This is a genomic window from Streptomyces sp. 3330, assembly GCF_031456635.1.
Taxonomy (GTDB): domain Bacteria; phylum Actinomycetota; class Actinomycetes; order Streptomycetales; family Streptomycetaceae; genus Streptomyces.
In genome coordinates, this window is sequence record NZ_JAVDVA010000051.1 from 20,493 (window position 1) to 27,131 (window position 6,639).

6 protein-coding genes and 1 pseudogene are annotated in these 6,639 nt (G+C 66.3%); 3 read left to right on the plus strand and 4 right to left on the minus strand.

Features of this window, described 5'->3' with window-relative positions; all coding sequences use genetic code 11:
- Positions 1-28 precede the first annotated feature (28 nt).
- A complete protein-coding gene (locus tag J2X68_RS39385) occupies positions 29-304 on the minus strand; it encodes a hypothetical protein (RefSeq protein ID WP_307160842.1) in 276 nt (91 codons plus the stop codon).
- Positions 301-1,026 carry a DUF6668 family protein gene (locus tag J2X68_RS39390; protein ID WP_310437427.1) on the minus strand — a complete coding sequence of 242 codons (726 nt, stop codon included), beginning with the start codon at positions 1,024-1,026 and terminating at the stop codon, positions 301-303. The genes J2X68_RS39385 and J2X68_RS39390 overlap by 4 nt, the downstream gene beginning before the upstream one ends.
- A gap of 1,762 nt (positions 1,027-2,788) precedes the next feature.
- On the opposite strand from J2X68_RS39390, the gene J2X68_RS39395 reads away from it, so the two are divergent.
- A complete protein-coding gene (locus tag J2X68_RS39395; protein ID WP_310437428.1) occupies positions 2,789-3,400 on the plus strand; it encodes a hypothetical protein in 612 nt (203 codons plus the stop codon).
- Between the two features lie 155 nt (positions 3,401-3,555).
- Here J2X68_RS39395 and J2X68_RS39400 read toward each other — a convergent pair whose 3' ends face one another.
- Positions 3,556-4,320 (minus strand): type 1 glutamine amidotransferase domain-containing protein, encoded by a 765-nt coding sequence (locus J2X68_RS39400; protein WP_310437429.1) that lies wholly within the window; start codon positions 4,318-4,320, stop codon positions 3,556-3,558.
- 1,061 nt (positions 4,321-5,381) lie between these two features.
- Between J2X68_RS39400 and J2X68_RS39405 the strand changes: the two genes are divergently transcribed.
- A complete protein-coding gene (locus J2X68_RS39405) occupies positions 5,382-5,918 on the plus strand; it encodes a sigma-70 family RNA polymerase sigma factor (protein WP_310437430.1) in 537 nt (178 codons plus the stop codon).
- A gap of 62 nt (positions 5,919-5,980) precedes the next feature.
- Entirely contained in the window at positions 5,981-6,274 is a 294-nt protein-coding gene (locus tag J2X68_RS39410) for a hypothetical protein (protein WP_310437431.1), read from the plus strand.
- Between the two features lie 119 nt (positions 6,275-6,393).
- Here the strand turns inward: J2X68_RS39410 and J2X68_RS39415 are convergent.
- Positions 6,394-6,639, minus strand: a pseudogene (locus J2X68_RS39415) (anti-sigma factor); the annotation flags it as partial.

The following is a 6,639-nucleotide window of genomic DNA, read 5'->3' on the forward strand; positions in this document are numbered from 1 at the left end:
TGCGCCGAGGAAGGCCGGCGTGTGCCGGTCATAGCCCCAGGGGGCCGAGAAACTGAATGATGGGTCCGGCGGTCGCCGCAAGCACGCTGCCGGCGAACACGTAGAACAGGCCGCGCATGTGCGAGGCGCCCTCTCCGGGCTCGCCTCGGCGCAGTTGCAGAGCCATGACCGTTCCGGTGAAGATGACGCCGGCGACACCGGCAGCGGACGCGCACCATGCCAATAGGCCAAGGAGGAAGTCGGCGTCGGCGCCGGGGTCGAAGGCGGCCGCGAGAACGTCATGGGCGGCGGTGGGGTTGCTCATTGTCCGTCTTTCGGAGTGGGTCGCACGGGCGGGAGGATCGCGGCAAGTTCCCTGACGGCTTTGGGGACTTTGGCGGCCGGCTCGCCCACCCGCCACTCAGCGATCCACGGGATGTGGAACGTGCGGGCGGCGGAGCGCAGTACACGAACGCGACGGGTCAGTTCCAGCGGAAGGCGGCCCGGCGCGTCGGCCACCAACACGAGCGCCAGCAGGTCCACCCCCGAGGGGTGCCGGACCGTCCTCAGTGCGTCCAGGGCTTGGGAGGCGGCTCGCAGCCCTGTCGCGTTGGTGCGAGCCAGCAGAAGTACTCGGCCGGGCTGGCCCTGCGCGATGTCGGGCCAGTCCTGTCCGGCGTCCGTTCCGCCCAGCGCCGCCGCGAACGTGGTCGCTCCGGCACCTCCGTGAGCGCTGACCCAGCTGGCATCAACGGCGGGCGGGGCGGGCGACGCGGTGTCGCCGCCCTGGTCGCGGTCGGCTCGTAGACGAGGCATCGCGGGGACCGCGACAGGTGCTGGAGGTGAGGGCCTGACAGGCGCGGAAGCCGGGGAAGGGATTTGATCCGGGGAGAGAGGCCTCTGGCGGAGCGCCTCGTCCAACGAGGGATGCTGCGGGTATGGCGCTGCGGGGGCGCGGGACGAGGGCGGTTCCTGAGGGGCGGACACCGGCCCGCGAACCCATACGTCCGACGGGGACGTCGCGGCCGAGGCGCTCATCGTGTGCATCTCCTCTTCTCCGGGCTGTGGTTGTTCAGGGCAGGTGGCGCACAGGATCGGCAGCGGTGATCTCGAGTGTTGTGAAGGCGAGCGGAGCGGCCGTACAGGCGGCCGTTCCCTCCTCGCGGCGTGGCTCTCGCCACGTCGCTGCAGATGGTCCGCGTTCTCCTCGATCTGCGCGTCGCGCTCCCTACGACAGCCACCTACGGCCCATACCTGTTGCGCAGTTCACTCCCGACCGCAATTGATCTGGATTGAACTGCGCGGGCCCGGACGACGTTGCCGACCACGTACGCATCCGCGCGACACAGGTCCGTCACACGGAGCAGGGCTCGCGCGGGGAGTCCGTCTGCGGACCACACGGCGGACCTCGTCCGAGAGGGACTCCAGGAGGGGATGAAGCGGTGCGCAGAGGCGCTGGAAAAGGCCCATCAACGCCAAAGGGTCCGGCTCGCCAGAGACTGTCGCGGCTGAGGCCCGGCGCGTTCGACCGCCTGACCAAGGACGGCGACGGCGGGAACGCCCTCCCACTCGATAGACCGGACTCGGCCGCGGCCCAGGGCCGCTTGCCGTGCGAACGGCACTGCGGGGTGGAGTCTTTGGCCGGCCCGAAGCCGCGTGGCACGCGGTGCGCCTGGCTTCGGCGACCTGTGAGGCGAGGCCGAACGCCGCGCGCGAAGCAGGCTGCGTATCCCGAGCACCGCGGCCGTTCTCCTGAGCCACCCGAGTCTATGTCGCAGGAGAGCCGATTCTCCGGCTCCGCCCCGTGCGCCTGCCTCCCCCGCCGACACTGAAGAACAGTGAGGTCTCCATGTTTCCGAAGCCGACCGGCCCCACGACGGACACCGGGAAGAACGACGCTCCGCCCCTGCCGCGGTGCAATGTCTTCATCTCCACCGACGGCAACGTGGCAGTCGACGGACAGCGCATCGAGGTGCCGGGCAACTCCGCCCAGACTGCCGCCCTCGACCACCTGCATCAGCTCGCCATGGCCATGGAAATGCCCGTCGAGGCATCGGTACTCGACCAGCAACGAGGCTCAGCCTTGCTGATCAGGGTCCGACCGGACGGCGCGAGCGAACTCGTCGACGCCCCCTTGTCCCTGGACCATCCCGAAGCACCCGTCCAGGTACCCCCGGCGCAGACCCCCGTGCCCCAGGCGCCTCCACCCCGGCCACCCCTGGCTCCGGCAGCCCCGGCGCAGGTGCCCCAGCCTCACCTGCCGCCAGGTCTGACGCCTTCGGCCGGAGTCAGATCCCCGTATGACCGCCCCGCCGAAGCCGATCGCACTTCGGATCCCGCTCCTTCCACGACCAACCCGTACCTGTCTCCCCCGAAGTGGGACTACACCGACCCCGACACCGCCATGCTGACGCCGGTCACGCCGGCGACCGGGCTCGACCTCCATGACGGTGGTACGGGTGGAGACCAACACGGCGCTGAGCAGTGGCCCGCTCCGGTCACGGCCCCCAAGGTTCCGGTCGGCCAGCCCCGTCCGGCGCCGTCCGCTTCGAAAGCCCCCGACGCGACGCCGCCTGCGCCGGCCCCCCACGACACCCGGATGCGCGCGCAAGAGCCAGCACAGACGGCCATGCCCGCTCGGGAAGCGGCCCACGCACCGGCGTCGCCCCCGCACTCACCGCGCCCGTCGTCTCTCGCAGCACCCTCCGAAGGGCTCCGACGAGCGGTGCCGCGTGGCCAGCCGGAAGCAGAATCCCAGGAATCTCACAACACGACCACGCTGCGCCCCGCAGACTTGCCGTCACCCCGCATGCACGAAGCCATTGAGCAACAGGTCGCGCCCACTGCGGCGGATCTCGTCCACGCGCCCGGCTCGCCCCCCGCTGATCCGCATGCTCCCGTCGCCGTTCCGATCCCGCCTAGCCTGGCCGAAGGAGTGGCCCTGGTCTGCGAGGCCGTGACAACCGGCGACCTGGTCCTGGCCAGGAACCGGGCATCCACGCTGGAGACGCAAGCGGCGCGCGAGTACGGACCCGAGCACCTCTACGCTGTGGAGACCTGCGCTCTGTCCGCCTACGTGGCCCACCTGAGCGGGGACCACAGCGCGGCCACGGCACTCTCACTGCGCGCGGCCGAGCTGAGACATCGACAGGGCGACCAGCGCGCCCAGGAGGACATCGAGCGCGCCGCCGCTACCTGGGATTTGCTGAACTCCCCCCGCACCGCCGTACCGCTCGGCAGGCAGCTGCTGTACCTGTGGAACTTGATCAGCTCTGACGACGTCACCGGGCGACGCAAGTTGGTCGAGCGACGCCTGTCCGCCTTCTCCCGCGTATCCGCTCCGGCCTTCGCCGCCGCCCTGGACAGAGGCAAGAACGCGGACCCGCCACGCTCAGAGGGGGGAATCGCTCACCACTCGTGAGAGGCGCCGATCGGGACGACCGCTGCCCCACTCCGGCAGACACCCGGTCGGGCGCCAGAGCGCCAGGTGGCGAGGGAGACGCCGGACCGTCTACTACGGCGGGACGGGAAGTAGACAACACTGCCTCTCGATGACGCTCGCCCTCGTCGCTACGGTCACGAGTCGCGCACTGGCCTCGACTCGAGCAGGTCCTCGAAGCGGCGGGCAAAGAGATAGGCGTCGCCAGGCCAGCGCGCCGACACGTAGTTCTCGTCGCGCACGACGAACGCCGCCGAGTCGTCGGTCATGGTCCCTCTCCTGGAGAGAATGACATTCCCCCGCTGGAACTGCTTTTCAGGGTTTTCGAGCGCAGCTCTGACTTCATCCTCAACGTAGAACGGCGACGTCCGGTAGTATTTGCCGAGCCGCCACGCTGTCAGGAAGTAGGCGGCTCGTTCCAGATATTTGGGAAGACACGTTGTGTTTCGAAGGGTGAGGACGCTGTTCTGGGTAGCAGGGTCCTTTGTGCGCGCGAGCACCAGGACCCCGTGGCATATCGCACCCACAGGCCGATTCAGCGACCAGAATTTCGAAACCTTCTCTTGAAGTAGTTCGGATTCGAGAAACTGTCGCATACCGAGCGCATGCCCACCGGGCAAGATAAGGCCATCAAATTCGCCGGGTTCGATTTCGTTCCATCCGATCGTCGAGGCAAACTCCCCAGACCGCACCAAACGCATGTAGATTGATTTGGCATCCGATTCCGCCCCCATTCGGCCGAACATCACACCTGTCAATAGACGCGGATCAGCTTCAGGTATCGTTCCTGCGGACTCGGTGGCGAAAATTACGTCATGCCCGGCATCCCTGAGGATGTGCCAGGGGACGGCAACTTCAGTCACATCGAAGTCATGGTCGGGAAGCGGTATGAGCACGCGCATGGACTGCTCCTCACAGCGGCTTGAAAATCCATCATGTCTCGCAAAGATAACCGGCCCGGACTGCCGGGTCCATTGATTCAGCAACTGTTGCTCACGGACTGGACTACCTTTGCCAGGAGCCAGTGGACACCACCAGCAATTGAATGATCACACGTGCCCGCGAGCTTCGGCAGTGACGCACGACTCAGCGCCACGGGTGACCGGGCGAGGCTCGGCACGGTGACTTGAGGCTTTCAGTAGCGAAATGTCTGCACGACAGAGTCTTTTGAGATATATTCGAGACGCTTTACCGCAGGGAGCGAGTAGGCTAAGCCAGACGCATCAAAAGAAGCTCCTCGGTCACGACTGCTCCGCCCTTGCCACCCGTGGCGCGTGCCCAATAATTACGGCCATTCGGAGTTCCAGGCCCAACCCTAAATGAACCGCCATGGCTGGCGCGACGAACGCATATCCCATAGGGCGGAAGGGCAGCGGTCGGCTATTACGGGAAAGCCACCCTAGCGGGCCGCAGAGCAGCATCATCACCGCACTCAGCCCAGGTTGCCTCGGCTCGGTGAACCTGTGCGGCCAGCTCTCAGCGCCCTCACCGCAGTCGCCGGCCCGGGCGCCGAGGATGTCGCTGGCGCCACTGCGCGGACTGAGCGGCGCCAACGTTCCGGGCTCTGACTGTGGTCCCGACGCCGGTGGCGTCCTTAACAGCCCCAGGCCGAACGCACTGGTCCCCCTCAGGCGCCACAGCCTCAACTTGCCTGAATAGTCGGTCACTTGCTGCCCCTCCGCGATCGTCACATCCGCCGCCGGACACGCAATCGCCCTGGTCGCAGCCACCTTCCACGCGGTGGGACACCACAAGGAGGGCGCGACTGGCGATGGCGTGCAACATCCATAAACCACTCATCAACGGGACGTAAACGATCTGCTGGTTGCCTTGGCCGGGAAACGACCCCTGCCGGACTCGACGTGCGCGGTACGGGTTTCCGCCACAAGCACCGCACGGCCCCTCGCCACGGGATGAGCCGGGTTCCGGCACGCCGACTGTCCGCACCAGAAATCCGAACACCATGAACACACCTGAGACTGCTCTCAAGAACTCCGTGATCGGCTCCGACCTGCTGGATGCCATGATGGCCGAGCACGCCCCCGCTGTCATCGCTTACGCGGAAAAAATACTCCGGGATCGGCATCTGGCGGAGGACATCGCCCAGGAGGCATTTATCCGGGCGTGGCCGCACACCGAACGGCTTTGTTCCACCGCCGGCTCCATCCGTGGCTGGCTTCTGACCGTCACCCGCAACCTGATCATCGACCGATCACGCAGTTCCATGGCACGTAAAGAAGTAGTCGGGGCGCAAGGGCAAGAGGCATTGCTGCCCGATCACGCCGAATCCATCGCTACCTCGATAGAGATTCTCGCACTGCTGCACGGCCTCACCCATGAACACCGGGAGGTCGTCCTGCATCTCTATGTGTTCGAGCACAGTGTGCGGGAAACCGCCGCACTGATCGGCATACCCGTCGGCACCGTGAAATCTCGCCACCATTATGCGCTTAACGCCCTCAGATCAAGGCTCGCCCGAGAGCAAGACCCATCGGCCTGAAGAAGGTACGCGATACGGTGACCCAAATCGGTGCTGGAACCGTTGGTTCTTATATGTACCGCATGGAATGGACCGAACTCGTGGAACTGCTGCTTCGCCGCCGTGTGGCCGCCTATCAGGACAGCCACGTCACAAACACCGCGTCGATGCACGACTGGCGCCGGGCCCGGGCGGCCGCAGAAGCCGCGGTCCAGCACGCGGTGCGACATGAGGAACGCGTGGTCCTGGTCTCGGATGTGGTGCGACAGGCCGAGGAGCAGTTCATGCTCCGGCTATCGACTCACATGGCCTCGCTCGTCCTCAAAGAACGGATCGCGTCGCACTGTGGTCTGACGACAGATGCCGTGGACCGCTGAACAAATCCCGCTCCGCCGCAGACCTGACGGCGGCCTGGCCCGGGAACGGGCCAGGCCGGCGAATTCATCGACACGACACATACCATGCTCCGCGGACGCCCGATGTCATGATTTGCGCGTCAGACTCCTACTTCGACGTAGTGTTTGCCTTGGTCGTTTTCTACGATCAGGGATTTCACCTGGTCGATGGGTATGGCTGCGGAGCCGGAGAGGTCGAGGCCTTCGGCTTGTGTCGTCTGTTTCTGCTCTGCCACTAGCCAGCTGCCGGCAATCTCGCGCTCGCCTGATGTCGACAGGACGATCAGCCGGCACTTCTCGCCGGGCTGGAGTCCGGCGACGGTTGCGTCGACACGGACCCATCCCGC

What these genes read in the sequence shown, in the direction of transcription:
- J2X68_RS39390 (WP_310437427.1), bottom strand. Translation starts at nt 1,026, where the DNA reads ATGCACACGATGAGCGCCTCGGCCGCGACGTCCCCGTCGGACGTATGG.
- J2X68_RS39410 (WP_310437431.1), top strand. Translation starts at nt 5,981, where the DNA reads ATGGAATGGACCGAACTCGTGGAACTGCTGCTTCGCCGCCGTGTGGCC.
- J2X68_RS39385 (WP_307160842.1), bottom strand. Translation starts at nt 304, where the DNA reads ATGAGCAACCCCACCGCCGCCCATGACGTTCTCGCGGCCGCCTTCGAC.
- J2X68_RS39400 (WP_310437429.1), bottom strand. Translation starts at nt 4,320, where the DNA reads ATGCGCGTGCTCATACCGCTTCCCGACCATGACTTCGATGTGACTGAA.
- J2X68_RS39395 (WP_310437428.1), top strand. Translation starts at nt 2,789, where the DNA reads ATGCACGAAGCCATTGAGCAACAGGTCGCGCCCACTGCGGCGGATCTC.
- J2X68_RS39405 (WP_310437430.1), top strand. Translation starts at nt 5,382, where the DNA reads ATGAACACACCTGAGACTGCTCTCAAGAACTCCGTGATCGGCTCCGAC.